Source organism: Pseudomonas sp. LBUM1641, from assembly GCF_059716235.1.
In genome coordinates this window covers 1,134,751-1,161,014 of the sequence record NZ_CP166815.1, presented here as the reverse complement: position 1 = coordinate 1,161,014, position 26,264 = coordinate 1,134,751, and the positions used below count along the sequence as shown (strand labels likewise).

General features: G+C 61.1%; 23 protein-coding genes. 11 read left to right on the top strand and 12 right to left on the bottom strand.

The features are described 5' to 3' along the window. Positions 1–103: 103 nt before the first annotated feature. Positions 104–1,183 (bottom strand): LPS export ABC transporter permease LptG, encoded by a 1,080-nt coding sequence (lptG, locus tag ACA046_RS05230; RefSeq protein ID WP_421523501.1) that lies wholly within the window; start codon positions 1,181–1,183, stop codon positions 104–106. Further along, entirely contained in the window at positions 1,176–2,294 is a 1,119-nt protein-coding gene (gene lptF / locus ACA046_RS05225; protein WP_459026206.1) for an LPS export ABC transporter permease LptF, read from the bottom strand. Before lptF ends, lptG begins: the two co-directional genes overlap by 8 nt. 282 nt (positions 2,295–2,576) lie before the next feature. On the opposite strand from lptF, the gene ACA046_RS05220 reads away from it, so the two are divergent. The 5 genes from ACA046_RS05220 (at position 2,577) to rlmF (ending at position 9,382) form a co-directional block, all read left to right on the top strand. After that, complete coding sequence (locus tag ACA046_RS05220) at positions 2,577–4,067, top strand: leucyl aminopeptidase (RefSeq protein WP_497676045.1); 1,491 nt, start codon at positions 2,577–2,579, stop codon at positions 4,065–4,067. Between the two features lie 165 nt (positions 4,068–4,232). Then, positions 4,233–4,661: a DNA polymerase III subunit chi gene (locus tag ACA046_RS05215; RefSeq protein WP_102605183.1), complete on the top strand. Its 429-nt coding sequence runs from the start codon at positions 4,233–4,235 to the stop codon at positions 4,659–4,661. A 7-nt stretch (positions 4,662–4,668) separates the two neighbouring features. Beyond that, positions 4,669–5,073: a DNA polymerase III subunit chi gene (locus ACA046_RS05210; RefSeq protein ID WP_459029197.1), complete on the top strand. Its 405-nt coding sequence runs from the start codon at positions 4,669–4,671 to the stop codon at positions 5,071–5,073. Positions 5,074–5,258: 185 nt separating this feature from the next. Beyond that, complete coding sequence (locus ACA046_RS05205) at positions 5,259–8,111, top strand: valine--tRNA ligase (protein WP_076017613.1); 2,853 nt, start codon at positions 5,259–5,261, stop codon at positions 8,109–8,111. A gap of 248 nt (positions 8,112–8,359) precedes the next feature. After that, positions 8,360–9,382: a 23S rRNA (adenine(1618)-N(6))-methyltransferase RlmF gene (gene rlmF, locus ACA046_RS05200; protein ID WP_497676044.1), complete on the top strand. Its 1,023-nt coding sequence runs from the start codon at positions 8,360–8,362 to the stop codon at positions 9,380–9,382. 177 nt (positions 9,383–9,559) lie between these two features. Here rlmF and ACA046_RS05195 read toward each other — a convergent pair whose 3' ends face one another. Further along, positions 9,560–9,841 (bottom strand): HU family DNA-binding protein, encoded by a 282-nt coding sequence (locus tag ACA046_RS05195; RefSeq protein WP_017476062.1) that lies wholly within the window; start codon positions 9,839–9,841, stop codon positions 9,560–9,562. A 396-nt stretch (positions 9,842–10,237) separates the two neighbouring features. Here ACA046_RS05195 and yejK point away from each other — a divergent pair, with 396 nt between their 5' ends. Beyond that, the gene (gene yejK / locus ACA046_RS05190) at positions 10,238–11,242 is read left to right on the top strand and encodes a nucleoid-associated protein YejK (RefSeq protein ID WP_003212745.1); all 1,005 of its coding nucleotides are present in this window, start codon (positions 10,238–10,240) and stop codon (positions 11,240–11,242) included. Further along, a complete protein-coding gene (locus ACA046_RS05185; RefSeq protein WP_497676043.1) occupies positions 11,242–11,592 on the top strand; it encodes a glutaredoxin family protein in 351 nt (116 codons plus the stop codon). Before yejK ends, ACA046_RS05185 begins: the two co-directional genes overlap by 1 nt. Before the next feature lie 135 nt (positions 11,593–11,727). On the opposite strand, the gene ACA046_RS05180 is transcribed toward ACA046_RS05185, so the two are convergent. From ACA046_RS05180 to ACA046_RS05155, 6 genes are all read right to left on the bottom strand, one after another. Further along, on the bottom strand, positions 11,728–13,968 hold the full coding sequence (locus ACA046_RS05180; protein WP_497676042.1) for a TonB-dependent receptor: 2,241 nt from the start codon (positions 13,966–13,968) through the stop codon (positions 11,728–11,730). A 273-nt stretch (positions 13,969–14,241) separates the two neighbouring features. Further along, positions 14,242–15,231, bottom strand: a complete 990-nt coding sequence (locus ACA046_RS05175; RefSeq protein ID WP_459026194.1) for a FecR family protein — start codon at positions 15,229–15,231, stop codon at positions 14,242–14,244. Next, a complete protein-coding gene (locus tag ACA046_RS05170) occupies positions 15,228–15,788 on the bottom strand; it encodes an RNA polymerase sigma factor (protein ID WP_076017617.1) in 561 nt (186 codons plus the stop codon). Before ACA046_RS05170 ends, ACA046_RS05175 begins: the two co-directional genes overlap by 4 nt. Before the next feature lie 11 nt (positions 15,789–15,799). Continuing rightward, on the bottom strand, positions 15,800–16,126 hold the full coding sequence (locus tag ACA046_RS05165) for a DUF3325 domain-containing protein (RefSeq protein WP_459026192.1): 327 nt from the start codon (positions 16,124–16,126) through the stop codon (positions 15,800–15,802). Continuing rightward, positions 16,127–17,701, bottom strand: a complete 1,575-nt coding sequence (locus tag ACA046_RS05160) for a PepSY-associated TM helix domain-containing protein (RefSeq protein ID WP_459026190.1) — start codon at positions 17,699–17,701, stop codon at positions 16,127–16,129. It lies immediately after the preceding gene. Continuing rightward, positions 17,698–18,000: a DUF3649 domain-containing protein gene (locus ACA046_RS05155; protein ID WP_459026188.1), complete on the bottom strand. Its 303-nt coding sequence runs from the start codon at positions 17,998–18,000 to the stop codon at positions 17,698–17,700. The genes ACA046_RS05160 and ACA046_RS05155 overlap by 4 nt, the downstream gene beginning before the upstream one ends. Before the next feature lie 159 nt (positions 18,001–18,159). On the opposite strand from ACA046_RS05155, the gene ACA046_RS05150 reads away from it, so the two are divergent. From ACA046_RS05150 to fecA, 3 genes are all read left to right on the top strand, one after another. Next, positions 18,160–18,648, top strand: a complete 489-nt coding sequence (locus tag ACA046_RS05150; protein ID WP_076017621.1) for a sigma-70 family RNA polymerase sigma factor — start codon at positions 18,160–18,162, stop codon at positions 18,646–18,648. Next, positions 18,645–19,586 carry a FecR domain-containing protein gene (locus ACA046_RS05145; protein ID WP_497676041.1) on the top strand — a complete coding sequence of 314 codons (942 nt, stop codon included), beginning with the start codon at positions 18,645–18,647 and terminating at the stop codon, positions 19,584–19,586. The genes ACA046_RS05150 and ACA046_RS05145 overlap by 4 nt, the downstream gene beginning before the upstream one ends. A 90-nt stretch (positions 19,587–19,676) precedes the next feature. Then, the gene (gene fecA / locus ACA046_RS05140; protein WP_497676040.1) at positions 19,677–22,022 is read left to right on the top strand and encodes a TonB-dependent Fe(3+) dicitrate receptor FecA; all 2,346 of its coding nucleotides are present in this window, start codon (positions 19,677–19,679) and stop codon (positions 22,020–22,022) included. Here the strand turns inward: fecA and ACA046_RS05135 are convergent, their stop codons facing one another. After that, entirely contained in the window at positions 22,023–22,895 is an 873-nt protein-coding gene (locus ACA046_RS05135) for a LysR family transcriptional regulator (RefSeq protein WP_459026182.1), read from the bottom strand. A gap of 104 nt (positions 22,896–22,999) precedes the next feature. On the opposite strand from ACA046_RS05135, the gene ACA046_RS05130 reads away from it, so the two are divergent. Then, positions 23,000–24,508 carry an MFS transporter gene (locus ACA046_RS05130; RefSeq protein WP_497676039.1) on the top strand — a complete coding sequence of 503 codons (1,509 nt, stop codon included), beginning with the start codon at positions 23,000–23,002 and terminating at the stop codon, positions 24,506–24,508. Positions 24,509–24,577: 69 nt separating this feature from the next. Here ACA046_RS05130 and ACA046_RS05125 read toward each other — a convergent pair whose 3' ends face one another. Continuing rightward, complete coding sequence (locus ACA046_RS05125) at positions 24,578–24,988, bottom strand: HPF/RaiA family ribosome-associated protein (RefSeq protein ID WP_010176952.1); 411 nt, start codon at positions 24,986–24,988, stop codon at positions 24,578–24,580. 211 nt (positions 24,989–25,199) lie between these two features. After that, complete coding sequence (locus tag ACA046_RS05120; RefSeq protein ID WP_010176953.1) at positions 25,200–26,147, bottom strand: LysR substrate-binding domain-containing protein; 948 nt, start codon at positions 26,145–26,147, stop codon at positions 25,200–25,202. Positions 26,148–26,264: the final 117 nt, after the last annotated feature.

Genomic DNA, 26,264 nt, shown 5'->3' with positions numbered 1-26,264 from the left:
CGGGAATTGTACCTGATGCGCAGACCTGACGTCATCCATGGTGACCAAGAACAAAAATGCCCCGATCGTTCGAACGGGGCATTTTTTGTTCATAAGCGCAGGCTCAACCGGCCCGACGCAACAGCCAGAAGCCGGCCACCGCGCAAATAGCCGTGGGCACCAGCACCGCAAACAGTGGCGAGAAGCCGAATACCAGACTGGACGGCCCCAGCAGATCCTGGGCGATACGGAAGGTAAAGCCCACCAGCACGCCGGTAAACACACGTTGGCCGAGGGTTACGGAACGCAGCGGACCGAAGATGAACGAGATCGCCATCAGCACCAGCGCAGCGGTCACTACCGGCTGCAACACCTTGACCCAAAACGCCAGCCAGTAACGGCCATTGTTCAAGCCCTGGTCCTTGAGGTAGTGGATATAACCCCACAGGCCGGAGATAGGCAGGCTTTCCGGGATCATCACCACGGTATTCAGCAATTCGGGCTTGAGGGAAATATCCCACTGCTCCGTCGGAACGTTGATCACTTCAGTGCTCGACGCCGCGCCCTTGCCGATATCACGGAAATAGGTGGTGGTCACCTCGCTCAGTTGCCACTTTTCGTCGGCGTACTGCGCACGTTTGGCGAAGCTGGACGACAACAGGTGACGTTCTTTATCGAAGTGATAGCGGGTTACACCGATCAACAGGCCACCCGGTTGCACGGCGTTGATGTGGATAAATTCCTCACCCTGGCGGTGCCACAGGCCATGTTTGGCGCTCTGGGCATCACCCGAACCCTGGGCCAGGGCACGATTGGCCTGGGCTGTGGATTCGGCAGGAGGCGCCACGTATTCACCGATCAGCACGCTGACCGCCATCAGCAACAGCATGGGCTTCATGACCGCCCACACGATGCGGCCGATGGAAACACCCGCCGCACGCATGATGGTCAATTCGCTGTTGCTGGCCAGGCTACCCAGGCCAATCAGGCAGCCGATCAGCGCAGCCATCGGCATCATGTCGTAGAGACGACGGGGCGCGGTCAGCGCCACGTAGCTCAGAACGTTGGTAACGGTGTAGGTATCGCTGACGTTGCCGACTTCATCAATGAAGGCGAACAACGAGGCCAGGCCCAGAATAATGCCCAATACCGCAAGGATTGCGACCAGGACGCTGCTACCAATGTAGCGGTCGAGCTTAACCACGAGCCATCTCCTTCATGCTGCGACGACTCCGCATCTTCAAACGCATCGGCTCCCAATAAAGCAGCCCCAGGCCAATCGCCAGGAAGATCCCGTGGACCCACCACAACCCAAGAGCCGGCGGCAGCTTGCCCTTCTCCAGGGAGCCGCGGGCGGAAATCAGGATGGTCAGGTAAGCCATATAAAGCAGGATGGCCGGCAACAGTTTGAGGAAGCGGCCCTGGCGCGGGTTGACCCGGGACAGCGGTACCGCCATCAAGGTCACGATAAACACCAGCAACGGCAGGGAAATCCGCCATTGCAGCTCGGCGATCGAGCGCAATTCCTTGCTTCCGATCAGGTCCGGCGTCGGGATCGCGTCGCGGTCGGTCACTTCGTCGCTGACATCCGGACGGGCCAGCATTACACCGTAAGTGTCGTACTTGATTGCCCGGTAATCCGCCTGCCCGGGGCTGCCGTCATAGCGATAGCCGTTCTCCAGGATCAGGTAGCGACTGCCGTCCGGACGCACTTCCTGGCGCCCGCTGTCGGCCACCAATATGGAAATACCACGGTCTTTCTGGTTCTGGCCGAGGTTCTTCTGGGAGATGAACACACCGCCCAGGTTGGCACGATCATCCGACAGCTGTTCGGTGTAGGTCACCCGGGTGCCGTCGTTGAGCGCTTGAAAGCGGCCCGGCTCCAGGGTGTCGAATTCGGTCATGGCGTCCTGTTTGTTGAGCACCAGCTGGAACTGCAAGGCACCCTGGGGCGCCAGGCTCAGGCTCAACCAGGCCACGACCAGCGCGATACCGGTGGCCGGCACCATGGTCATGGCCAGCAGACGCTGCTGGCTCATGCCGGTGGCCGACAGCACGGTCATTTCGCTTTCAAGGTACAAGCGGCCGTAGGCCAGCAAGATCCCGAGAAACAGGCCCAATGGCAGGATCAGCTGCAGGAAGCCCGGCAGGCGAAAGCCCATGATCAGGAACAGCGAACCCGGATCCAGGGCACCCGAGGCAGCCTGGGCGAGGTATTTGACGAAGCGACCACTCATGATGATGACCAGCAATACCGCACTCACGGCACTCAGGGTCAACAGGACTTCGCGGGATAGATAACGGAAGACGATCAAACCAGACACTCCAGGGTTGTCAGGCTAAGGCGGCCAAACAAGCAAGCATATCGAGACGACCCATTGCTGCAGGCCGGCTAAAAAGATGGCGCATTATCCTGTGATTGACCGCACCTGTCACGGAGCTTGCTCATACGCGTGCACAAAGCTGCCCACAAGGGTTGTCAGGCTCGGGCGGCGAGGTTCAAACTGCGGCCTTTGTCGCGGGCGGCCTACAGGCTGCCAAGCTTACAAGCCGGAGTACAGACTCCTGGCTCACTGACCTTTATAAGGGACCCGAAAATGGAACTGGTTGTAAAAAGCGTTAGCCCCGAAACGTTGAAAACCGCCACCCTCGTGGTCGCTGTCGGCGAAGGCCGCAAGCTGGGCGTTGCCGCCAAGCAACTGGACGAACTGAGCGGCGGCGCCATCAGCGCGGTCCTCAAGCGCGGTGACCTGGCCGGCAAAGTGGGCCAGAGCCTGCTGCTGCAAAGCCTGCCTAACCTTAAAGCCGAGCGCGTATTGCTGGTGGGCGTGGGCAAAGACGCCGAACTGGGCGACCGTCCGTTCCGCAAGATCATCAGCAGCATCCTCACTACCCTCAAGGGCCTGGGCGGCACCGATGCAGCCCTGGCGCTGGACGAAATCGTGGTCAAGGGCCGCGACAGCTACGGCAAGACCCGCCTGCTGGCCGAAAGCCTGCTGGATGGCGGCTACGTCTTCGACCAGTTCAAGAGCACCAAGGCCGAACCCCGCGCCCTGAAGAAAGTCACCTTGCTGACCATCAAGGCGGCCCAGGCTGAAGTCGAACGCGCCGTGACCCACGCCCAGGCCATCGCTGGCGGCATGGCGTTCACCCGTGATTTGGGCAACCTGCCACCGAATATCTGCCACCCAACCTACCTGGGCGAGCAAGCCAAGGCGCTGGGTAAAGAATTCAAGGGCCTGAAAGTCGAAGTCCTGGACGAGAAGAAGATCAAGGAACTCGGCATGGGCTCGTTCTATGCCGTGGGCCAGGGCAGCGACCAGCCGCCACGCCTGATCGTGATGCAATACAACGGCGGCAAGAAGTCCGAGAAGCCATACGCCCTGGTCGGCAAAGGCATCACCTTCGACACCGGCGGCATCAGCCTCAAGCCGGGCCTGGGCATGGACGAGATGAAGTACGACATGGGCGGCGCCGCCAGCGTGTTCGGTACCCTGCGTGCCGTGCTGGAACTGAAGCTGTCGATCAACCTGGTGTGCATCCTGGCCTGCGCCGAGAACATGCCGAGCGGCGGCGCGGCGCGTCCGGGCGACATCGTTACCACCCTCAGCGGCCAGACCGTGGAAATCCTCAACACCGACGCCGAAGGCCGCCTGGTGCTGTGCGACGCCCTGACCTACGCCGAACGCTTCAAGCCGCAAGCCGTGATCGACATCGCCACCCTGACCGGTGCCTGCGTGGTTGCCCTGGGCGCCCACACATCAGGCCTGCTGGGCAACAACGATGAACTGATCGGCCAACTGCTCAGCGCCGGCCAGGCTGCAGACGACCGCGCCTGGCAACTGCCGCTGTTCGATGAGTATCAGGAACAGCTGGACAGCCCGTTCGCCGACATCGCCAACATTGGCGGCCCGAAAGCCGGCACCATCACCGCAGCCTGCTTCCTGTCGCGTTTCGCCAAGAACTTCAACTGGGCGCACCTGGACATCGCCGGCACGGCCTGGACCAGCGGCGGCAAGGACAAGGGCGCCACTGGCCGTCCGGTTCCATTGCTGACCCAGTACCTGCTGGACCGCGCCAAAGCCTGAAACTGACGATCCCGGGGCGGTGATTTCAACGCCGCCCCGACCGTAGCAGCTGCCGAGCCCCGGCGAGGCTGCGTCAGCGGAGTACCTGACACACCGCAACGCAGCCTCGCTGAGGCTCGACAGCTGCTACGGGATTTTCGTGATGATCGATTACAGTGACCCCCAATGACCCAAGTCGACTTCTATATATTGCCCAGCGCCGATCCTTCCGCGCGCCTGGACTTTGCCTGCAAGCTCACCGAAAAAGCCTGGCGCATGGGCCACCGCATCTACCTGCATTGCAGCGATGCCGCCCAACGTGACGACCTCGACGCCCGCCTGTGGCGCTTCAAGGGCGAAAGCTTCGTGCCCCACGGCCCCGCCGAATCAGAGCCGGAAGGCCTGGTGGTGTTGGGTTTGGGCGATAGCTGTGGCGATCACACAGACCTGCTGGTCAACCTCGACCTGAAAGTACCGGCCTTCGCCAAAGGTTTTGCCCGCGTGGCGGAAGTGGTGGTGGAAGACCCGGCTATTCGTCAGGCCGCGCGGGAGAGTTTCCGTTTCTACCGCGAACAGGGCTATTCTCTGCAAGATCACCGGCTACAACGACTTTGAGCACATGATGGACACTCCAAACCCGCTAAAAGACTCTGATCACCTGCTGGATGACCTTGAGTCGATCCGCAAGCTGCTCGGTGATGATGACCTGCAACCGCCGCTGCTGACCGATGCGGTCAACGGTGACGTACAAATTCCTTTGCTGTTCGATATGGTCGGTGGCAAGCCTGTTGCGTCGGAACCTGTCGAAACGCCCGCAGAGCAAGCCGCACCCGCGCCGACAGTTGCCGTGCCTGCCGCAGAGAAAGCGCCCGACGCCCTGTTGCTGCACCTGGACAACGAACTGCGCGCCGCTGCGCAACTGATCATGCAAGACGTGATCGACGATTTTGCCCCGCATATCGAAACCGAGATCAAGCGCCGACTGGATGCGCGCATGGAGCGGTTATTGAGCCAGTACCAGAACTAAGGCTGACACATATTCCTTGTGGGAGCGGGCTTGCTCGCGAAGGGCGTGAACGATAACGCGTGCATCCTGAATGAACGCACCGCCCTCAGGTTTTTCGCGAGCAAGCTCGCTCCTACCCCTCTCCCCTATCCCCCGTTATACTTGTCGGCTTTCCTGAATTAATGCCAACTAGGGTCCCGCCGCGCATGGATAAGACCTACCAGCCGCACGCTATTGAAACTTCCTGGTACCAGACCTGGGAGTCCGAGAATTATTTCGCTCCGCAAGGCGCGGGCGATGCCTACACCATCATGATTCCGCCACCGAACGTCACTGGCAGCCTGCACATGGGCCATGGCTTCAACAACGCGATCATGGATGCCCTGATTCGTTTCCGCCGCATGCAGGGTCGCAACACTCTGTGGCAGCCGGGCACCGACCACGCCGGTATCGCCACCCAGATGCTGGTGGAGCGCCAACTGGAAGCCACCGGCCAGAACCGTCACGACCTGGGTCGCGAGAAATTCCTGGATAAAATCTGGGAATGGAAGGATCAGTCCGGCGGCAACATCAGCCGTCAGATCCGGCGCCTGGGTTCGTCCGTCGACTGGAGCCGCGAGCGCTTCACCATGGACGACGGCCTGTCGGAAGCCGTGAAGGAAGCCTTTGTGCGCCTGCATGAAGACGGCCTGATCTATCGCGGCAAGCGCCTGGTCAACTGGGACACCAAGCTGCACACGGCGATTTCCGACCTTGAAGTGGAAAACCACGACGAGAAAGGTTTCCTGTGGAACCTCAAGTACCCGCTGGCTGACGGCGCCAAGACCGCCGAAGGCAACGACTACTTGATCGTCGCCACCACTCGTCCGGAAACCATGCTTGGCGACGCCGCCGTCGCGGTCAACCCGAACGACGAGCGCTACCAGGCGCTGATCGGCAAGTTCGTTGAGCTGCCGCTGGTTGGCCGTCGTATCCCGATCATCGCGGACGACTACTGCGACCCTGAATTCGGCACCGGCTGCGTGAAAATCACCCCGGCCCACGATTTCAACGACTACGAAGTCGGCAAGCGCCACAACCTGCCGCTGCTGAACATTTTCGACAAAAACGCCGCTGTCCTGCCGGCCTGCCAGGTATTCAACCTCGACGGCACGCTGAACGAGAGCATCGACGGCAAGATCCCGGCTGAATACGCCGGCCTCGACCGTTTTGAAGCGCGCAAGCAAATCGTTGCAGCCTTCGACGCTGCTGGCCTGCTGGTCAGCGTTGATGACCACGCCCTGAAGGTGCCGAAAGGCGACCGCTCCGGCACCGTCATCGAGCCTTGGCTGACCGACCAGTGGTACGTGTCTACCAAGCCGCTGGCCGAGCCGGCGATTGCTGCCGTGGAAGACGGCCGCATCGCGTTCGTGCCTAAGCAGTACGAAAACATGTACTTCTCGTGGATGCGTGACATCCAGGATTGGTGCATCAGCCGCCAGCTGTGGTGGGGCCACCGGATTCCGGCCTGGTACGACGAGTCGGGCAAGGTCTACGTTGGCCGCGACGAAGCCGAAGTACGTGCCAAGCACAACCTCGGCCCGGACGTGGCGCTGCAACAGGACAACGACGTACTGGACACCTGGTTCAGCTCGGGCCTGTGGACCTTCTCCACCCTCGGCTGGCCGCAACAGACCGAGTTCCTGAAGAAATTCCACTCCACCGACGTGCTGGTCACCGGCTTCGACATCATTTTCTTCTGGGTTGCCCGGATGATCATGCTCACCATGCACTTGGTGAAAAACGAAGACGGCACGCCGCAGGTACCGTTCAAGACCGTGTACGTGCACGGCCTGGTACGTGATGGCCAGGGCCAGAAGATGTCCAAGTCCAAGGGCAACGTCCTGGACCCACTGGACATCATCGACGGCATCGACCTGGAAACCCTGGTGCAGAAACGCACTACCGGCCTGATGCAACCCACGCCAAAACTGCTGAAAAAGATCGAAAAGCAGACCCGCGAAGAATTCCCGGAAGGTATCGCCAGCTACGGCACCGATGCCATGCGCTTCACCTTCTGCTCGCTGGCGTCCACCGGTCGCGACATCAAGTTCGACATGGGCCGCGTCGAGGGCTATCGCAACTTCTGCAACAAGATCTGGAACGCCGCGCGCTACGTGCTGGATAAAGGCGAAGACTGTGGCCAGAACGGCGAGGCCATCGAGCTGTCCCTGGCGGACCGCTGGATCATCTCCCAGCTGCAGCGCACCGAAGCCGAAGTGACCCGTCAACTCGACCAGTTCCGCTTCGACCTGGCGGCGCAGGCCTTGTACGAGTTCATCTGGAACCAGTATTGCGACTGGTACCTGGAACTGTCCAAGCCCGTGCTGTGGGACGAGAACTCGCCGATCGAACGTCAGCGCGGCACCCGTCACACCCTGGTGCGCGTGCTGGAAGTGGCGCTGCGCCTGGCGCATCCGTTCATGCCGTTCATCACCGAAGAGATCTGGCAGCGCCTCGCGCCGCTGGCCGGCAAAGACGGCAAGACCATCATGCTGCAACCTTGGCCGGTGGCCAACGAAGCCCGCATTGATGAGGCGGCCGAAAGCGACATCGAATGGCTCAAGACCCTGATGATGGGCACGCGCAACATTCGCGCCGAGATGAACATCGGTCCGGGCAAGCCACTGGCCGTGTTCGTGAAGAACGCCAGCGCCGAAGATCAGCGTCGCCTCACCGAGAACGACGCACTGCTCAAGAAGCTGGCGAAGCTGGAGTCGATCACCGTATTGGCCGCAGGCGCCGAAGCGCCGCTGTCCGCCACCGCACTGGTTGGCGAGATGGAAGTGCTGGTGCCGATGGCCGGCCTGATCGACAAAGGTGCCGAACTGGCGCGCCTGGACAAGGAAATCCTGCGTCTGCAAGGCGAAGTGCAGCGGGTGGGCGGCAAGCTGTCCAACGCGGCGTTCGTCGACAAGGCTCCGGCTGAAGTCATCGAGAAAGAACGCGCCAAATTGGCCGAAGCTGAACAGGCTTTGGGCAAGCTGGCGGAGCAACATGCGCGGATTTCCAGCCTGTAAGGTGCAGCCCGTGTGAAAAAAGAGACCTTCGGGTCTCTTTTTTTTGCCCAGGAAAGCAATGACATATCTCTTTGTAAACCCGATCAATGTGGGAGCTGGCTTGCCTGCGATGCAGGCGACTCGGTGTATCTGTCAGACGGAGGCGATGCCATCGCAGGCAAGCCAGCTCCCACATTTGACCGAGTTCGACTCAAGAATGTGGGACAATGCCCGCCACTTTGAGCCAAATTCCAGAATCGACGCAGCCCATGACCGCCCCCAGCACACCCAAAGCACCGCGCAAGAAGCCTAAATCCGCCACGCCGGCCAAGCCCGTCGTTCCGCGCAAAGAGGCCACCTTGCACCCGCGTAACCGCCACCAGGGCCGTTACGACTTCCAGGCGCTGATCAAGACCACGCCGGAACTGGCGCAATTCGTGATCATCAACCCGTACGGCAAGGAAAGCATCGACTTCGCCAGCCCCGACGCGGTGCGGGTGTTTAACCGGGCGTTGCTCAAGGCGTTCTACGGCATCAATCACTGGGACATCCCGGCTGATTACCTGTGCCCACCGGTCCCGGGCCGTGCCGACTACGTGCACTTCCTCGCCGACCTGCTGGCCAGCGTCAACGAAGGCGTGATCCCCCGTGGCGCGCCGGTGAAGGTGCTGGACATCGGCATGGGCGCCAACTGCGTCTATCCGTTGATCGGCTACAGCGAATACCGCTGGAATTTCCTCGGCTCGGAAGTCGACCCAACGGCCGTGGCGGCCGCCAAGGCGATCGTGCAGTCCAACGGGCTGAACAAGGCCATCCATCTGCGCCAGCAAACCAATCCCAAGCAGATCCTGCTGGGCCTGCTGGAGCCGGGTGAGCGGTTCGACCTGACCATGTGCAACCCGCCCTTCCACGCGTCCATGGATGAAGCAACCAAGGGCAGCGAGCGTAAATGGCGAGCACTGGGCAAGGCTGATCCGAAGCGCAAGTTGCCGGTACTGAACTTCGGTGGCCAGTCGGCGGAATTGTGGTGTGAAGGCGGTGAAGCGCGGTTTGTGACGCAGTTGATCGCTGAAAGCGCGCATTTCCAACATAAAGTGCTGTGGTTCAGCACCCTGGTGTCGAAGGCGTCAAACCTGCCGGCGATTCAGACTGCGCTGAAAAAGGCCGGTGTACTGGAAAGCCAGGTGGTGGAGATGTCCCAGGGCCAGAAGCAGAGCCGCTTTGTTGCCTGGACCTTCCAGACCCCGAGCGAGCAACAGGTGTGGCGCCAGCGCTGGGCGCGCAAAGACTAAAACCTGTAGGAGCGAGCTTGCTCGCGAAAAACCAACAGGCGCCGCGGGGTATCAGATGCCCCGCGTTATCGTTGACGACCTTCGCGAGCAAGCTCGCTCCTACAGTTAAAAACAAAACCGCAGGCAACAAAAAACCGTGCCCGGATCGCTCCGGAGCACGGTTTTTTTTGCTGCGTCTTACTTGTTAACAGCGTCGGTCAGGCTTTTCGCCACAACCAGCTTGATAACTTTCTTGGCAGCGATTTCGATGGCAGCGCCAGTCGAAGGGTTACGGCCAGTACGGGCAGGACGCTCGGTCACTTTCAGTTTGCCAACGCCTGGCAGAGTGATTTCGCCGCCGTTTTCCAGCTGATCAGCAACGATCTGGCTCAGTTGTTCAATCACTGCACGCACTTGAACTTTGGTGGCGCCAGTGGATTCAGCCAGATCAGCGATCAGTTGGTCTTTAGTAATAGCCATTGTGGTGTTCCTTCCCTATCAAATTCATTTGGATTGCAGAGTGCAGTGTCAGCCATCGAGCCCTGCCATCAAGGCCTGGCACCCAAGGGCTATAACCACGAAGATCGGGGTTATAGATACCTGAAACCGGGTTTGGTTCGACCTGACAAATGCTGAATGCACGCTTAACGCCCAGACTGCGCGTAAGACGGGGCAAAACTAGCACAGAGACGGGGAAATATCCGCCTCAACATACCCATTTGGTCAGCTTTATCGCTCTAAACCGTGAAAAAAAGGCATATGGCCCGTCGGAGGGCTCTCAAAATGCCCTCCGAACAACGCCATCCCTAGCGGGTGCGGTACACTGGCGACTTTTTCCGGGAGCTCAACCACTCCCCTTCACCTGCCGAGAAGCCCATGCCGATCCGTCATTGCATCGTCCACCTGATCGACAAAAAACCCGACGGCACACCCGCAGTTCTCCACGCCCGCGACTCCGAGCTTGCCGAGTCGGCCGCGATCGAGAACATGCTTGCCGACCTCAACGAGAGCTACAACGCCAAACAAGGCAAGGCCTGGGGCTTTTTCCATGCCGAGTCTGGCGCGCACCCGTTCAGCGGCTGGTTGAAGGAGTATTTTGACGGCGGAAAGGATTTCACCGCGTTCAGCCGCATTGCCGTGGAACACCTGCAAAAGCTGATGGAAGAATCCAACCTCTCCACCGGCGGCCACGTGCTGTTTGCCCATTATCAACAGGGCATGACCGATTACCTGGCGATCGCCCTGCTGCACCACAGTGAAGGCGTGGCAGTGACCGACCAACTGGACGTGACGCCGTCGCGCCACCTCGACCTTGGCCAACTGCACCTCGCGGCGCGGATCAACGTGTCCGAGTGGCAGAACAACAAGCAGTCCAAGCAGTACATCTCCTTTATCAAGGGCAAGAACGGCAAGAAGGTCTCGGAGTACTTCCGCGACTTTATCGGCTGCCAGGAAGGCGTCGACGGCCCGGGCGAGACCCGCACCCTGCTCAAGGCCTTCAGCGACTTCGTCGAAAGCGAAGACTTGCCGGACGAGTCCGCCCGCGAGAAAACCAAGACCCTGGTGGACTACGCCAGCAGCCAGGCCAAGCTCGGCGAGCCAATGGGCCTGGAAGAGCTGTCTGGGTTGATCGATGAAGATCGGCCAAAAGCCTTCTACGATCACATCCGCAACAAGGACTACGGCCTGTCGCCGGAAATCCCGGCGGATAAACGCACCCTGAACCAGTTCCGTCGCTTCACCGGCCGCGCCGAAGGCTTGTCCATCAGCTTTGAAGCGCACCTGTTGGGCGACAAGATCGAATACGACGAAGCCGCCGGCACCTTGATCATCAAGGGTCTGCCGACCCAGTTGACCGACCAGCTCAAGCGTCGCAACTGATGCTGGGCGGGGTTCTGAAGAAAGTCCTGCTGGTGTTGTTGGTGGTGGTGGTTTTCCAGAACTGGGGCAAGATCGAGCGGCTGTTCAACCCCTCCCAGGTGGTGCCGGAGCAGACACGCGCGGCGGCGCGTGTGGTGCTGTATTCCACCGAGTGGTGCGGCTACTGCAAACAGATCCGGCGCTTTCTGGATTCCAAGGGGATTCCCTACCAGGCGTTTGATATCGAGAAGGATGACCAGGCGCGCAAGGCGTATGAGGCGCTGGGGGGCGGCGGGATTCCGTTTGTGGACGTGAACGGCACGCTGATTCGTGACTACAACCCGGAAGCGATCATGGCCGCGCTGAAGTAACTCACTCTGTAAAACACCGCCGATCAAATGTGGGAGCGGGCTTGCTCGCGAATGCGCTGGTTCAGTCAATACATCTGGCGACTGACCCACCGCTTTCGCGAGCAAGCCCGCTCCCACATTGAGTTTGCGTACGCCTTAGAAATTGGCTTCCAGGGATACCATCGCCGTGCGCTCCTCACCCACGTTGTAATACGCCGAGCTGGCCGCCAGGCCATTTACCGGCGCCGAGTTGAACGACACCGTACGCGCCGAGCTCAAGTATTCCTTGTCGAACACGTTGAGCATCGAGAAGCGCAGCGCAGCCGACTTGAAGACCTTCTTGTCCACCGGCAAGTAGATACCGGCGTTGAGGTCAAACACGGTGCGCCCGGAGATTTTCTCGTTGTTGGTCAAATCGCCGTAGAACGCCCCGACATACTTGCCGGCAATGTTGCCGTAGTAGCGCTTGTCGTCATACCCGAACACCAGGTTGAGCATGTTTTCCGGCACGTTGGCCAACTGGTTGCCCTTGGTCGGCAACAGCACGTTCTTGCTGACAAAGTCGTCCTGCTGCTCGGACTGGGTATAGGTGTACGACGCGTAGTAGTTGAAGTTGTACGGCAGCAGGCCGCTCCACTCCAGCTCCAGGCCTTTGTTGGTCACGTCACCGACGTTGGCCATCACGTAGTCACCGTTCAAGTCGGTGGTAGACAGCTGGCGATCCTTGAAGGTGATGTAGAACAGGGTGGCGCTCAAGGCCATTTTTTCTTCGGTGTAGCGCCAGCCCAGTTCCTGGTTCCAGCTCAACTCGGGGTTGAGGTTGAGGGAGTCACCCTTGTTGTACAGCACGTAGTTCTGCGGGGTGCGCATGTTGCGGGTGACGTTGTAGAACGCCTGGTTGCTCTCGTCGACCTGGTACTTGGCACTGAAGTTCGGCAGGAACTGATGGTAACGGGCGTTACGCTTTTCCGGCTTGTCGTACAGGCTGCCCAGGTTGTCGCCGTCACGCTCGACGTACTGGTAGGCCAGCCCGCCGACAAAACTCAGGTCTGGCGTGGCTTGCCAGCTGTCCTGCACCCACAGTTTCTGAGCCGGGGTCACGGTGTACTGGTGGCGGCCCTGGACGGTCTTGCCGTTCTTGTCGACCACCTGGCCGCCGCTGTTGTAATCACCCCAGATGTCGTCCGGTGCACCTTCGCTGTTGATCCCGATATACGGCTGGGTCTGGCGCTGGCGAGCGCGCTCGTACCAGTAGCCGTAATCCAGGCTGTGCTCTTCGTTGATGTCCCATTTCATTTTGACCGTGACACCTGGGCGCCAGGTTTCGGTCCAGGACGGCCGATAGTAGTTGGCCGACTTGAGGTTACCCAGGTCGTAGTTACCGGCCTTGTCGGACTTCGGCCCCAGGTTGGTCGCGGTCTGGCCGCTGAAACTGCCGCCGTTGCCCCAGTAATAGTAAGGCGCAACCGTCAGGGCCAGGTCATCACGCAGGCGCCAGCGCTGGGTGAAGGTGGTCATGACACTTTCGAAAGGGTTGCGGTTGAGCTTGTAGGAAGACGACAGCAAGCCGTTTTTGTAGACCGGGGTTTCCGAGTAATCCAGGCGCCGCCCCTGTTGTTGGAACTGGGCCTTGCTCAGGGTGTTGTAGTTGTAGTTTTCCTGCTTGTTGTACTTCATGGTGAAGTTGCTGGAGTTGCCATTGTCGTCCTCGAACAGCGTGCTCCACTCTACCTTGTCACCGCGCACAGTGCCCTTGCCGCGCCACTTGTCGCCTTCGGTGTGAGAGGCCGAGAGCCAGGTCTTGAAGCCGCCCAGGTCGCCGGTGTTGAGCCGTGCGAAAGACTTTGTCAGGTTGTTCGAGCCGATGGATTGTTTGACGAACAAGCCTGGCTCTTTGGTCGGCCGGATCGTAACCATACCGATGTTGCCGCCGCTGGAGCCGATGTGCGGGCCGTCCGCTTCTGATGAGCCTTGGGTGACAAACACTTCGCCGACGTTTTCCGGGTCGCCCAGCTGGTTGGCGTACACACCGTAGCTACCAGAGTCGTTGATCGGCACGCCGTCCATGGAAACCCCGACTTGGTCGGAGTTCATGCCGCGCATGGTGAAGCTGGTGCCGCTCATGCCGCTGGCGTCATCGTTCGAAACGTTAATGCCCGGGGTGTACTTGAGCTTGTCGATGGCGTTGGCCGTCGGGGACATTTCGTCCATGGCTTCCTTGGTCACGGTGGACCGGGCCTTGGCGCTTTCTTCCTGAATCATGTGGCCGGTGCCCAGGGTACGTTCGCCGGCGACGTGCACCGAACCGACATCCTGGGAGTCGTCTGCCAGAACCAGCGGCGCAAAGCCGCCCAGGCCCGATGCTAAAAGCAGGGCATAGAGTTTGTTGTAGGTCACGAGTAGATCCCTTACATGCATCCATCTGTTGTTATGGGGGAGGTATTGGCGATTTGGGCTGGGTGAACAGCGCCGCCAATCTTCCTGACCACCTGCTCAGGAATCCGAGGATCATCCGTGCATCACGTAACGGTTTGGTTACAGGTTTTGGCGATTGCGATGAAGGTTAAATGAAAGGTCTACAGACCCCGAGGTGCCAAAGCATGGGGATCTTCAAGGAGGGAAGGTGCAAGTAATGACAGTGCTACGCCATTGCAACGCAGCGACCTGTGTCTAGCGCAATACGATCATTCGACCGAGCAGCGTGTGCTGTTCAAACCCCAGGACGGCCTGCAGCGCGTTGAGTACCGCTTGTGGATCCTTGCTCGGGAAACTGCCGCTGACCCGCCGCGTGCCGAGGTCTTCGTTGAGCAGCAGAATGCGCCCGGGATAGTAGCGGCCGAGGTCTTGCACCACGTCGGCCAGCGGCGCCTTGTAGTAATTGAGCCAGCCATCGCGCCAAGCCAGTCGCGACTCGCTGTCGACCGCGTGCAGTTCATCGGCGACACCATCGGCGTAAGCCACTTGCTGGCCGGCCGTCAGAATCTGTTGCTGAGCATACTTCGACGGCGTAACCCCAACCCGACCGGACAACACCGTCACCTGCGCACCCGCCGGTTGCAGGCGCACTTCAAACTGCGTGCCGAGCACCCGCGCTTCGCCGCTGCCGGCCTCGACCACGAAGGATTCGCCCGTGTGGGTCACACTGAAAAAACCGGCGCCACGGCGTAGCTGAATATGGCGCTCGCCATGCTTGAAATCCACGGAGATCGCGCTGTCGGCGTCCAGGGTAACCAGGCTTTTATCGGCCAGGGTCACGGTCTTCACCTCACCCGGCGCGGTGACGTAATCCGCGCCGAAGTCATCGACCCAGCGCGACGGCTGCCAGCCGGCGCCCATCGAGATCATCACCAGCAGGCAGGCGGCCATGGCCAGGGCGCCAGACCAGCGCCGCACGCTGGAACGTTTCGAGGTATTCATCGCGTTCAAGTAACCCTGCAGCGCCAGGGCATCCTCATCCGCCAACGTTCTGGCCGGTACTTCACTCAATTCCCACAGCACCTGGGCCTGGGCATAGGCCTCGACATGCGCCGGGTCGGCCCGCAGCCAATGGCTGAACGTGGCCTGATCGCCACTGCTGGGCTGGTCGTGCAACAAGCTCAGCCAGGCCAATGCGGCCTGTTCCTGGTCGGGCGTCGGGGTGACGCGGGCAGTGGCGTTCACGGGGCTTTCCTTGGCGATGGTTCACGAAGGCTGGCCTTGCAGGCTTCGAGGGCGCGCATCATATGTTTTTCCACGGCACTTTGGGACAGGCCCATGGCCTTGGCGATTTCCGCGTACTTGCGGCCATGGATGCGGTTGAGCAGGAAAATCTGTCGGGTACGCTCCGGCAAGCTGCGCAGAGCCGCTTCGACATGGCGCAGATCATTGCCCGCCTCCAGCGCAGCCTGGGGCTCGGAGCCCTGGTTATCCTGTTGTTCCGGCAGCCAGCCTTCACTGCTGCGCACCCGGGCGCCTTCGCTGCGCAGGTGGTCGATGGCGATATTGCCGGCACAACGCAGCAGGTAGGTGCTGAGCTCCTCGACCTGCACCAGTGGCCGGCGCCAGAAGCGCAGGAACAAATCCTGCACCAGGTCCGCCGCCGTCGCACGGCAACCCACGCGGCGGCTGACCAGCGCTTCCATCTGCGAGCGCTGGGACAGGAACACTTGCAGGAAATGCGCCCGTCCGCCTGCCGCGTCTGCGTGCTGCTCTTTGGATTCGGGAGGCGTGATGATCATCAACGGTGGACTCAAAGGGTCGCGAAGGCCGCAACCGGGCTGGCCAGCAGGCCGACGCCCGCCAGAATCAAGGCCAGCCTTGGCCGATACGGCAACAGCAACACCAGCAGCAATCCACTGAGCATCAACACCGCGCACCACTCCACCAGACCCTGGCTCCAACCGGTCGCGAGCACCGCCGGCCAGATCGAGACGATCAAAAGCAGCCAGCCGCCCACGCGCAAACCCAACCGCCGACGGGGAGAGGGTTTACTGCGCAGCAGTTCGCCATGGTGCCGGTCCATGGACAGGCACAATGCGGTAAAGCCTGCGTAACACAGCAACAGCGCCAGGAGCATTCAGTTCACCTCGCCCTTGAGGGTCAACGGCCGGGCGCGTTCGGCCTTGTGTTGAGGGACGCGGCGGTGCTGCATTTTCCACGCAGCCCAGGCCAGGAACACGCCGCTGCCCAGGCAAGTCAGGTCGAAGCCGGCCATGGCCCAATCGCCGTTGGCCAGGGACACACCCAAATGCTGCGACGTGGTCAGCGCGTTGAGCACCGGCACGCCGATAAACAGCAGCGCGCCCACGCCCAATTGCTCAACCCAGCCGCGGCGACCCTGGCGGACAATCGCGTGTACAACGCTCAAGCCCCAGGCAATAAAGAAGGCTTGTACTTCCCAGTCCGAACGCCCGGCAAAGCTTGCCGGCAACAGGCGGTTGGCCCAGAAGAACGCGGCGATGGCGATCATCAAGCCCGACATGCTGGCGATGTTCAGCACTTCCACCAACCGCAGTTCAAAGGGCATCACCCCGGTTTTGGTGTGCTTGAGCTGACGCTTGCCCAGCCACATCACCAGCCCGGTGCCGATCATCGCGGTGCCTGCGAGGCCGCAGATGAAATACAGCCAGCGCAATACCGGGCCGGCGAAATGGCCCATGTGCAAACCGTAGAAGCTGCCACCAATCGCCGCCGGCAGCGACTGCTCACCGCTCACCCGCAGCAGTTCGCCGGTGGTGCCGTTGAATGAGACGGTGCTGCCAAAGTCGTGCACCACTCGATCCGACCCGGCGCGGAACACATTGACCGAGGCGTTCACATCGCTTGGATTATTCACCACCAGCCGTCCGACATGCCCACCCGCCCATTGCTCGCGCGCCCGCTCGTACATCGGCCCCAGCGGCAACAGCTGCCCGGGTTGGCCAAGGGCCGGCGCGTTGTCGGTGGCCGGGAACACATCGTTGAAAAACGCACGGGTGTCGTTGCCGTAAGAGGCGAGGATGCTCGCCGGCATCACCATGCTCATGAAAATCACCAAGCTGCTGTAGGTGATCATCAAGTGAAAGGGCAACACCAGCACGCCCACGGCGTTGTGCCCGTCGAGCCAGGAGCGTTGGCCCTTGCGCGGGCGGAAGGTGAAGAAGTCTTTGAAGATTTTCTTGTGGGTGATGATCCCGGTGATCAGGGCCACGAACATCACCATCGCGGCGATGGTCGACAGCCAGCGCCCCCACGGATACGGCATTTGCAGCTGGAAGTGGAAGCGATAGAAGAATTCGCCGCCCATGCTTTCCCGGGCGTGGACCGGCTGGCCGCTGACGGGATCGAGGAGTTTCTCGACGAAATTGCCGCGCTTGCCCGGGTCGACCTTGTCTTGCCACATCACCGACAGGCCGGGTTCACGGGGGCTCGGCACATTGATAAACCAGCGCGCGGCGTTGGGTGCCTGTTGCTGCAAATACGCTTGGGCGACGGCCAGGCTACGGGCGTCGTCTACGGGATGCGCCTGCACTTCAGGCTGCATCCAGTGGGTAATTTCGTCCTTGAAATAGGACAAGGTGCCCGTCAGGAAAATCGCAAACAGCAGCCAGCCGAATATCAACCCGGCCCAGGTGTGCAACCAGGCCATGGCCTGGCGGAAGCCCTCTTTCATGTGCGTGCCATCCAGTACGTCAACCCGGCGAACGTGGCCAGCATCGCGCTGGGCAGCAACACGCCAAACCAGGCGCGCCAGGCGGTACGGCAGGCGAAACACCAGATTACCGCCAACAGATAGAACACAAACGAACTCAGCATCCCGCTGATCACAGCATCAGCGCGGCGGGTGGGCAGCCACAACGTCATGCAGACGCTGGCCAGGGACGCCAGCAAGTAACCGCCGACCACAGCCGCCAGCACCCGCGAAGTCACGGCAAGACGGTAGGAAACGGGAAGTGAGGTTTTGCGTTTCATGCACAGGGCGCCAGGTTCGTCAGCCCGCAATATTAATGATAAATATTCTCATAAGCAAAAGAGAACGCATGCCTGGCAATTGCCGAACCTGCTTAGGCGCCCTACAATGCGAACAATTCTTGTTCTCTAAAGTATGCCCATGCTTGCGGAGTGTGCGCGTTGCAGCCGTCCAATACCGTCGAAGTGCTGTACCACGACCATCACCACTGGCTCACCGGCTGGTTGCGACGCAAGCTCGGCTGCCCGGAAAGTGCCGCCGACCTGGCCCAGGACACCTTCATTCGCGTGCTGACCGCACGGGAAACCCCGACGCTGATCGAACCGCGCGCCTTCCTTACCACCATCGCCAAGCGCGTGCTGTTCAACCATTACCGCCGCCAGGACCTGGAGCGCGCCTACCTCGACGCCCTGGCGCAGATGCCCGAACACGTGGCGCCGTCGGAAGAAGAGCGGGCGATCATTCTGCAAACCCTGATGGAGCTGGACCAGTTGCTGGATGGCTTGGCGCCCCAGGTTAAACGCGCGTTCCTGCTGGCCCAGCTCGACGGCTTGACCTACGCGCAAATCGGCGCGGAACTGGGGATCTCCATCGCCACGGTCAAGCGTCACCTGCATAAAGCGGCGATGCGCTGCTACTTCGCCCTATGAGTGTCTCAACGCAAGTCGCCGAACAAGCGGTGCACTGGCTGATGGAAATGCAGCAAGGCCCGCTCAACCCGCGCAAACAGGCGGCCTGGCAACACTGGCTGGACGCCCACAGCGAACATCAGCGGGCCTGGGAGCACATCCAGCGAGTGAACCAGCGGCTGCGCGGGATGCCATCACCGTTGGCCCACGCCGCCTTGAATGCACCGAAATCCAGCAGTCGCCGTCAGGCCCTGAAGTTGTTGCTGATACTCGGCGCCGGGTCGGCAGCGGCCTGGGGTTTGCGCCAGCAACATATACTGCCGCCGTTGAGCGCGGACTACCGCAGCCCCATCGGCCAGCGGCGCACGTTCCAGCTGGCAGATGGCAGCCAGTTGCAGCTCAACACCGGCAGTGCCGTTGATGTGCATTTTGAGGGTCAACAACGCTTGATCCGCCTGCTCGAAGGCGAAATCCAGCTGACCGCCAAAACCGGCAACGCCCCGCTGCGGATCGTCACCGCCCAGGGCCTGCTCAGCGCCCAGGCGGCTCGGCTGAACGTACGGCAGTTCAATGATCACACGCAGTTGGCGGTGTTTGACGGGCACGTTGACGTGATGCCCAACACCTATAGCGGTTTGCCGCTGACCGTCGACAACGCCCATCAGGTCAATTTCACCCGCAAAGGCTGGGACACCGCCCGCCCCACCGACGCCGGCAGCGGTGCCTGGGCCGATGGCATGCTGGTGGCGGCCCACATGCGCCTGGCAGATTTCCTCGCTGAACTGAGCCGTTATCGCCGTGGCCAGCTCAATTGCGACCCGCAAGTGGCCAACCTGCTGATTTCCGGCAGCTACCCGCTGGACGACAGCGAGCGAATCCTGGACCTGCTGCAAGTCAGCCTGCCGGTCAAGGTTCGGCGGTTTACCCGCTACTGGGTCACCGTCGAAGCCCGCGCCTGAATTATTTTCACAACCCGTGAGCCGTTTTCCGCACCTCGCGTGACAGAGAAGGAAAGCCACCTTGATCCTTCCTTCTCAGGACCGCACTTCATGCCCCAGCAACCGACTCGCTTGACGCCCCTCGCTCGCACCCTGCGCCATTTGTTGCTGGGGGCCAGCCTCAGTTTCAGCGCCGTGCCCTACGTGTTGGCGGCCGATGCCAAGCCCTACCGCATCGCCCCTACGTCACTTGAAGCGGCGCTGAACCAGTTTGGCCGCGAAGCCGGCGTGCTGATTTCATTTGGCTCCGACGTGACCGCCGGCGTGCAAAGCCATGGCCTGTCGGGCAACTACACCGCTGAAGAGGGCCTGAATGCCTTGCTCAAAGGCACCGGCCTGCAAGCCCGCGCCGAGGGTAACAATGCCTTCAGCCTGCAACCGGCGAATGCTCCGGCCACTCTCGAATTGGGCACCTCCAACGTGGTCGGCGACTGGCTGGGGGACGCGGCGCAAACCAACGTCTTCGACCACCCGGGGGCGCGGGACGTGATCCGTCGCGAAGAATTCGAACGCCAGGGCGCCACCCAGGCTCGCGATGTGCTCAACCGCATTCCCGGGGTCAACGCTCCGGAAAACAACGGCACCGGCAGTCACGACATGGCACTGAACTTCGGTATTCGCGGGCTCAACCCACGCCTGGCCTCGCGCTCCACAGTATTGATGGACGGTATCCCGGTGCCGTTTGCACCGTATGGCCAGCCGCAGTTGTCGTTCGCACCCATCAGCATGGGCAACATGGACGCGGTGGACGTGGTGCGCGGCGGCGGCGCGGTGCGTTATGGCCCGCAGAACGTCGGCGGCATCGTCAACTTCGTCACCCGCGCGATTCCCGACGCCCCAACGGTGAAAGGCGGCCTGCAGACCGAAACCAGCCCGTCTTCCAGCCACGATGGCTTCAAGACCACCGGCAACCTGCTGGCGGGCGGCACTGCAGACAACGGTTTGGGCGGCGCGATCCTGTATTCCGGCACCCGTGGTGGTGACTGGCGCGAGAACAGCGACACCCGCATCGACGACCTGATCCTCAAGGGCAAATACCAGTTGGACGACGCCAACAGCTTCAACGCCATGGCGCAGTACTACGAAGGCAAGGCCGATATGCCCGGCGGTTTGAGCACCGCGGCCTACAAGGCCAACCCGTATCAATCCACCCGCCCCTACGACCAGTTCTGGGGGCGCCGCACCATGTTCAACGCCGGCTACCGCTATCAGGAAGACCGCCGGGAATTCACCGTCAACAGCTTCTTCACCACCACCCTGCGCAGCGGCTACCTCGACCAGGGCAGCTTCCTCTCACTGTCGCCTCGCGAGTACTGGGTCCGTGGCCTGGAAACCCGCTTCGCCCAAGGCTTCGACCTCGGCCCGACCAGCCACGAAGTCGGCGTGGGCTATCGCTACATCAACGAAGCCGGCCACGAAATGCGCTACCGCACGCCGATTTCCACCAACCAGCAACTGCCCACCACCGACAGCCGCAACGACCGCGACACCCGGGGCAGCACCGAGGCCAATGCATTCTTCGTCGATGACCGGATTGATATCGGCAAATGGACCATCACCCCAGGCATCCGCTACGAGATGATCGAGTCCCAGCAGACCAACAACCTCAGCAACGTCAAATACAAGGGTGACTACAACACCGCCCTGCCGGCGTTGAACGTGCTCTACCACCTGACGGACGACTGGAACCTCTACGCCAACACCGAAGGTTCGTTCGGCAGCGTGCAGTACAGCCAGATGCCCAACCGTGTGACCAGCGGCGAAGTGAAGCCGGAAAAGGCCCGCACCTGGGAGCTCGGCACCCGTTACGACAACGGCACCCTGCGGGCCGAAATCGGCGCGTTCCTGATCAACTTTGACAATCAGTACGACAGTAACCAGACCAACGACACGGTGATCGCCCGTGGCGAAACCCGTCACCAGGGCATCGAGTCCAGCATCAACTATGCCCTCGACGGCTTGAGCCCGGCGCTCGCCGGTTTTGATGTGTACGCCACTTACGCCTACGTCGACGCCACCATTCGTGAAGACGGCCCGAACAAAGGCAACCGCGTGCCCTTCTCCTCCAAGCACAAGGGCACCCTGGGCGTGGGTTACACCGAAGGTCGCTGGAAGTTGAATGTGGACAGCAGCTACCAGAGCAGCCAGTTCGCCGACAACGCCAACACCGAGGCGGAAAGCGCTGACGGCAGCACCGGGCGCATTCCTGGCTACATGCTGTTCAGCAGCCGCGCGGCGTATGACTTCGGCCCGCAGCTGTCGGACTTGAACGTGGCGGTCGGTGTGAAAAACATCTTCAACAAGCAGTACTACACCCGCTCGTTTGACGATAACAACAAGGGCAAATACGTGGGCGAGCCGCGCACCCTGTATGTGCAGACGTCCATCGCGTTCTGATCAGCTACCCGCCAGGCACGACGGTGTGCCGGCCACCAACGCGTCGATGGCGCACCGGGTCTTGGCCGGCATGTGCGTCGCCGTGGGCCAGATGACATGGATCGGCATCGGTTGCTCGCGGTGGTTCGGCAGTACCGCCTGCAGTTGCCCGCGCAGTACGTAGTGGGCGATCAGCCAGCTGGGCAACCAGGCCAGGCCGACTCCGGCGATGGCGGCATCGGCCACAGCCTGGAGGTCATCGAGGATCAACGGCGAGGCCACTCGCTGCCGCTGCGGGGCATTGCTGCGGTAGGCAATGCCTCGATGCCCGGCCAGGTCCGCGATGGATTCGATTCGACAGGTGCGCTGCAGGTACGCGGGCGACGCCGCCAGGGCAATCGCCTGCTCGCCAAGGCGCCTTGCGCTCAAGCGGTCGGTGTCGGGCAATGCGCCGATGCGCACCGCCAGGTCGAAGCCTTCCTGGGCCAGGTCTATCAGCCGGTCGGAAAAGGAAATCTCGATCTCCAGTTGCGCAAATCGGTCCATCAGCCCCCATAACGCCGGCGCCGCATAGTGGTGACCGAACGCCAAAGGCAAGCTGGCCCTTAACCGTCCACGAGGCTGCTGACGGCCACTTTCCAGCACGGATTCGGCGGCTTCCAGTTCCGCCAGCGCACGCAGGCAATGCTCGTAATAGGCCTGCCCGTCCTCGGTCAGACGCTGGCGCCGGGTAGAGCGTTGCAATAAAGACGTCCCCAACCGCGCTTCCAGGCGCGCCAAGCCCTTGCCCACCGCTGAGCGCGTGAGGTTCAGCCGTTCGGCGGCCTCGGTCAGATTGCCGCTCTCGACGATTTGTAAAAACAGTTCAACACCATCAAAACGCGGAGTAGCCATCGTCGTTTGTCGCCTTTTATTCCCGTATCGAAGGAAGAAGTATCGCTAATAAAGAATCCTGTTCCCGTGAAAATGACACCTTCCCCCATCGAAAGGAAGAGGCCATGTCATCCGACGCCGTTGTATCCGCCATCAACCCGCCGCGTACCGCCAGAGACGGCCTGGCGCTCACCGCCATATGCCTGGTGGCGCTGATGTTCGGGCTGGAGATTTCCAGCGTGCCCGTGATCCTTCCCACCCTCGAACAGCAATTGGGTACCGGCTTCCAGGACGCCCAATGGATCATGAATGCCTACACCCTGGCCTGCACCAGCGTGCTGATGGCGGCGGGCACACTGGCCGATCGCTTTGGCCGGCGGCGCATGCTGGTGCTGTGCCTGTGGGTATTCGGGTTGGCGTCGCTGGCCTGTGGGCTGGCCAATGATGCGTCTACGCTGATCGCCGCGCGTTTCGTCCAGGGCGTGGGTGGCGGGGCGATGATGATCTGCCAGTTCGCGATCCTGTCGCACCAGTTCCGCGAGCAGGCGGCGCGGGCGCGAGCCTTTGCCATATGGGGTGTGATTGCCGGTGTGGGCCTGGGCTTCGGGCCGATGGTGGGGGCGTTGATCCTGGCAGTCGCGGATTGGCGCTGGGTGTTCCTGGTGCATGCGCCGCTGACCTTGTTCACCCTGGTATTGCTGCGCATCAGCGTGCAGGAATCCCGCGACCCGGCCGCTCATCGCCTCGACATCGCCGGTATGACCACCCTGACTCTGGCGGTGTTCGCCCTGGTTTACTTCATCACCCAGGGCACCGAGAGCGGCTTTGCCACCCCAGCCATGCTCGGCTGGGCCGGATTATCGGTAGCCAGCCTGCTGTTGTTCGTGGCTGTGGAGCGGCGCAGCCCACACCCGATGTTCGACTTCTCGGTGTTCCGCATCCCGCGCTTCAACGGCGCGTTGATGGGTTCGATCGGCATGAACTTCAGCTTCTGGCCCTTCATGATCTACCTGCCGCTGTATTTCCAGGCCGGCCTGGGCTACGACACCCTGCTCACCGGGCTCGCCCTGCTCGCCTATACCCTGCCCACGCTGGTGGTACCGCCCCTGGCCGAACGCCTGGCCCTGCGCTACGGCGCCGAACGCATCATTCCGTTGGGCCTGGGCCTGATGGGCGTGGGCTTTGTGGCCATGGCCGCGATCAACCATAGCGACCAGCCCAGTGTGGTACTGATCCTGATCGCCTGTGGGATTGCCGGCAGCGGCTTGGCGTTTACCAACTCGCCCACCACCAACACCACCACTGGCTCAGTCTCATCCGACCGCGCGGGGATGGCGTCGGGCATCGACTTCAGTGCACGGCTGATTACCCTGGCGCTCAATATCGCGTTGATGGGCTTGGTGTTGATACTCGGGATCGCTCACCACCTGGCTGGCGCATTGCCCGACACGGCGCAGTTGGCCACCCTCAGCCAGGACATCGCCGCCGGCAAGCTGGACGTGTTGCCGCAGGGCTCGTTGATTGCCCAGGCCGCGCTACGCAACGGTGCAGGTTGGGCCATGTTGTATGCAGGCTTGGGCGCTTGCGCACTGGCAGTCTTGAGCGCCTGTTTTTTCCGGCGCAGCCCGCGCTGACGCTTTAAACGAAAAACGGGCCTGCATCTGCAGGCCCGTTTTCAGTGGGGTTGAAAAAAGTATCAGCTATCAGCCGTTAAGCGCAGCCTGTTCGTTTTCCAGAAATTCCTCTTCAAGCTCGGCCTCGTCGGCCTTGGTATTAGGCAGGCTTTGACCCGCGGCGCGTGGTTTGCCGCGCAGTTTGCCGTACAGATGCTCCAGGGCATGCTCCAGCTTGGTAGCTGCGCCATCGATCGCCTGTTCCAGCGTATCGGCTTTATGGAGGACCGAAATCGGTTGATGGCCCTTTGGCCGTGCTTCCAGTCGGCAACTCAGGTCGTGTGGACCGGGCTTGTCACCGTTCTCGTCCCGCAGGTAAACCTCGACGCGGGTCAGATCCTCTTCATAACGTTCGAGCGTGCTCTCAATGGTGGTACGTACCCACTCCTCCAGTCGGATGCTGCTTTCAATATGGTTATCGCTATTGACTTGGATTTGCATAGTTTTCCCTTATTTCAGCTAGCTCGCCGAAGGCCATTCCTGCTTCACCGGATGGGTGAAAACCATGACCTCCTGATTACACAATTGAGCAGACAGAGGAACATTTCAAGCCCTTTGCAAAGATAAATCCCACATTACAAATTAAGTCTGACAACGAGCAAAAGCGCTGTTAGGGTGGGGAGTTAGTTACATCTTCTTACGACCACTTTCCTTACAATTGCCCCTCTCCCAACGGGTGCAATCCGCGAAAAATTCCCGCTTCCTCTACCAGCCAGTCATGCACCGCCCGCACACCCGGATGGCTCAGCGCGCCTGGGGCATACAGCAGCACGTAACGTTTATGATTGGGTACAGCGAGGCCGAACGGCACGATCAACGTGCCACGTTCCAGTTCGTCATTGAGCAAGGTTCGCCGGGCAATCGCCACGCCCATGCCGGCAATGGCCGCCTCGATGGTCAGGTGGTTGCGGTTAAAGGTATGCCCGCGCCGTACGTCGGCAGCGTCGTAGCCGATGGCGTTCAGGTAGAACTCCCACTCCGCGTACTCATAACTCCCACGCCAGGCGGTAATGTCGTGCAGCAGCGGGAAATGCACCAGGTCGGCGGGGCCATGCAGCGGCGGCCGCCCGCGCAGCAGGCTCGGTGCGCACACCGGGAAGATCTGCTCATCCAGCAGGGCTGTGGATAACAATCCCGGGTAGCTGCCGTCGTTAAGGTCAATGGCCAGGTCGAAGTCGCCCTCGTGCAAGGCGATGCTGCTGTCTTCCGCGACCATGCGCAATTGGATGTCCGGGAAACGCTGCTGCAAACGTGGCAAACGCGGGGTCAGCCATTTACCGAGAAACGACGGGATCGAACGCAAGCGCAAGGTGCCGCTGATCATCCCGGCGTCCAGGCGCTGCAACTCGGCATCAATGCTGCCATAGGCCTCGCCCACGGTAATCGCCAGCCGCTGGCCTTCTGCACTCAGCTCAACCCCGCGTGCCCGTCGATGGAACAGCCGGAAGCCCAAACGCTCCTCCAACTGGCGAATTTGCTGGCTGACCGCGCCCGGGGTGATGTGCAGTTCTTCGGCGCAACGGGTGAACGACAAATGCCGTGCCGCGCAGGAAAAAACGTGCAACCAGACGTAGGTCTGGCCATGAAGCGGGCGAGCCATAGGGTTTAGTCCTGCTAAAGGGTGTCTTAGGATAATTCGTTGGTCACTGCCGATCCAGAGGCTCAGTATCGCGCCAATTCCGCTTGTCCTACAAAAGATGGCAGCGATTCCTACTCC

Coding starts and splice junctions, on each gene's coding strand:
- ACA046_RS05220 (WP_497676045.1), top strand. CDS start 2,577: ATGGAACTGGTTGTAAAAAGCGTTAGCCCCGAAACGTTGAAAACCGCC.
- ACA046_RS05215 (WP_102605183.1), top strand. CDS start 4,233: ATGACCCAAGTCGACTTCTATATATTGCCCAGCGCCGATCCTTCCGCG.
- ACA046_RS05210 (WP_459029197.1), top strand. CDS start 4,669: ATGGACACTCCAAACCCGCTAAAAGACTCTGATCACCTGCTGGATGAC.
- ACA046_RS05205 (WP_076017613.1), top strand. CDS start 5,259: ATGGATAAGACCTACCAGCCGCACGCTATTGAAACTTCCTGGTACCAG.
- rlmF (WP_497676044.1), top strand. CDS start 8,360: ATGACCGCCCCCAGCACACCCAAAGCACCGCGCAAGAAGCCTAAATCC.
- ACA046_RS05195 (WP_017476062.1), bottom strand. CDS start 9,841: ATGGCTATTACTAAAGACCAACTGATCGCTGATCTGGCTGAATCCACT.
- yejK (WP_003212745.1), top strand. CDS start 10,238: ATGCCGATCCGTCATTGCATCGTCCACCTGATCGACAAAAAACCCGAC.
- ACA046_RS05185 (WP_497676043.1), top strand. CDS start 11,242: ATGCTGGGCGGGGTTCTGAAGAAAGTCCTGCTGGTGTTGTTGGTGGTG.
- ACA046_RS05170 (WP_076017617.1), bottom strand. CDS start 15,788: ATGATCATCACGCCTCCCGAATCCAAAGAGCAGCACGCAGACGCGGCA.
- ACA046_RS05165 (WP_459026192.1), bottom strand. CDS start 16,126: ATGCTCCTGGCGCTGTTGCTGTGTTACGCAGGCTTTACCGCATTGTGC.
- ACA046_RS05160 (WP_459026190.1), bottom strand. CDS start 17,701: ATGAAAGAGGGCTTCCGCCAGGCCATGGCCTGGTTGCACACCTGGGCC.
- ACA046_RS05155 (WP_459026188.1), bottom strand. CDS start 18,000: ATGAAACGCAAAACCTCACTTCCCGTTTCCTACCGTCTTGCCGTGACT.
- ACA046_RS05145 (WP_497676041.1), top strand. CDS start 18,645: ATGAGTGTCTCAACGCAAGTCGCCGAACAAGCGGTGCACTGGCTGATG.
- fecA (WP_497676040.1), top strand. CDS start 19,677: ATGCCCCAGCAACCGACTCGCTTGACGCCCCTCGCTCGCACCCTGCGC.
- ACA046_RS05135 (WP_459026182.1), bottom strand. CDS start 22,895: ATGGCTACTCCGCGTTTTGATGGTGTTGAACTGTTTTTACAAATCGTC.
- ACA046_RS05130 (WP_497676039.1), top strand. CDS start 23,000: ATGTCATCCGACGCCGTTGTATCCGCCATCAACCCGCCGCGTACCGCC.
- ACA046_RS05125 (WP_010176952.1), bottom strand. CDS start 24,988: ATGCAAATCCAAGTCAATAGCGATAACCATATTGAAAGCAGCATCCGA.
- ACA046_RS05120 (WP_010176953.1), bottom strand. CDS start 26,147: ATGGCTCGCCCGCTTCATGGCCAGACCTACGTCTGGTTGCACGTTTTT.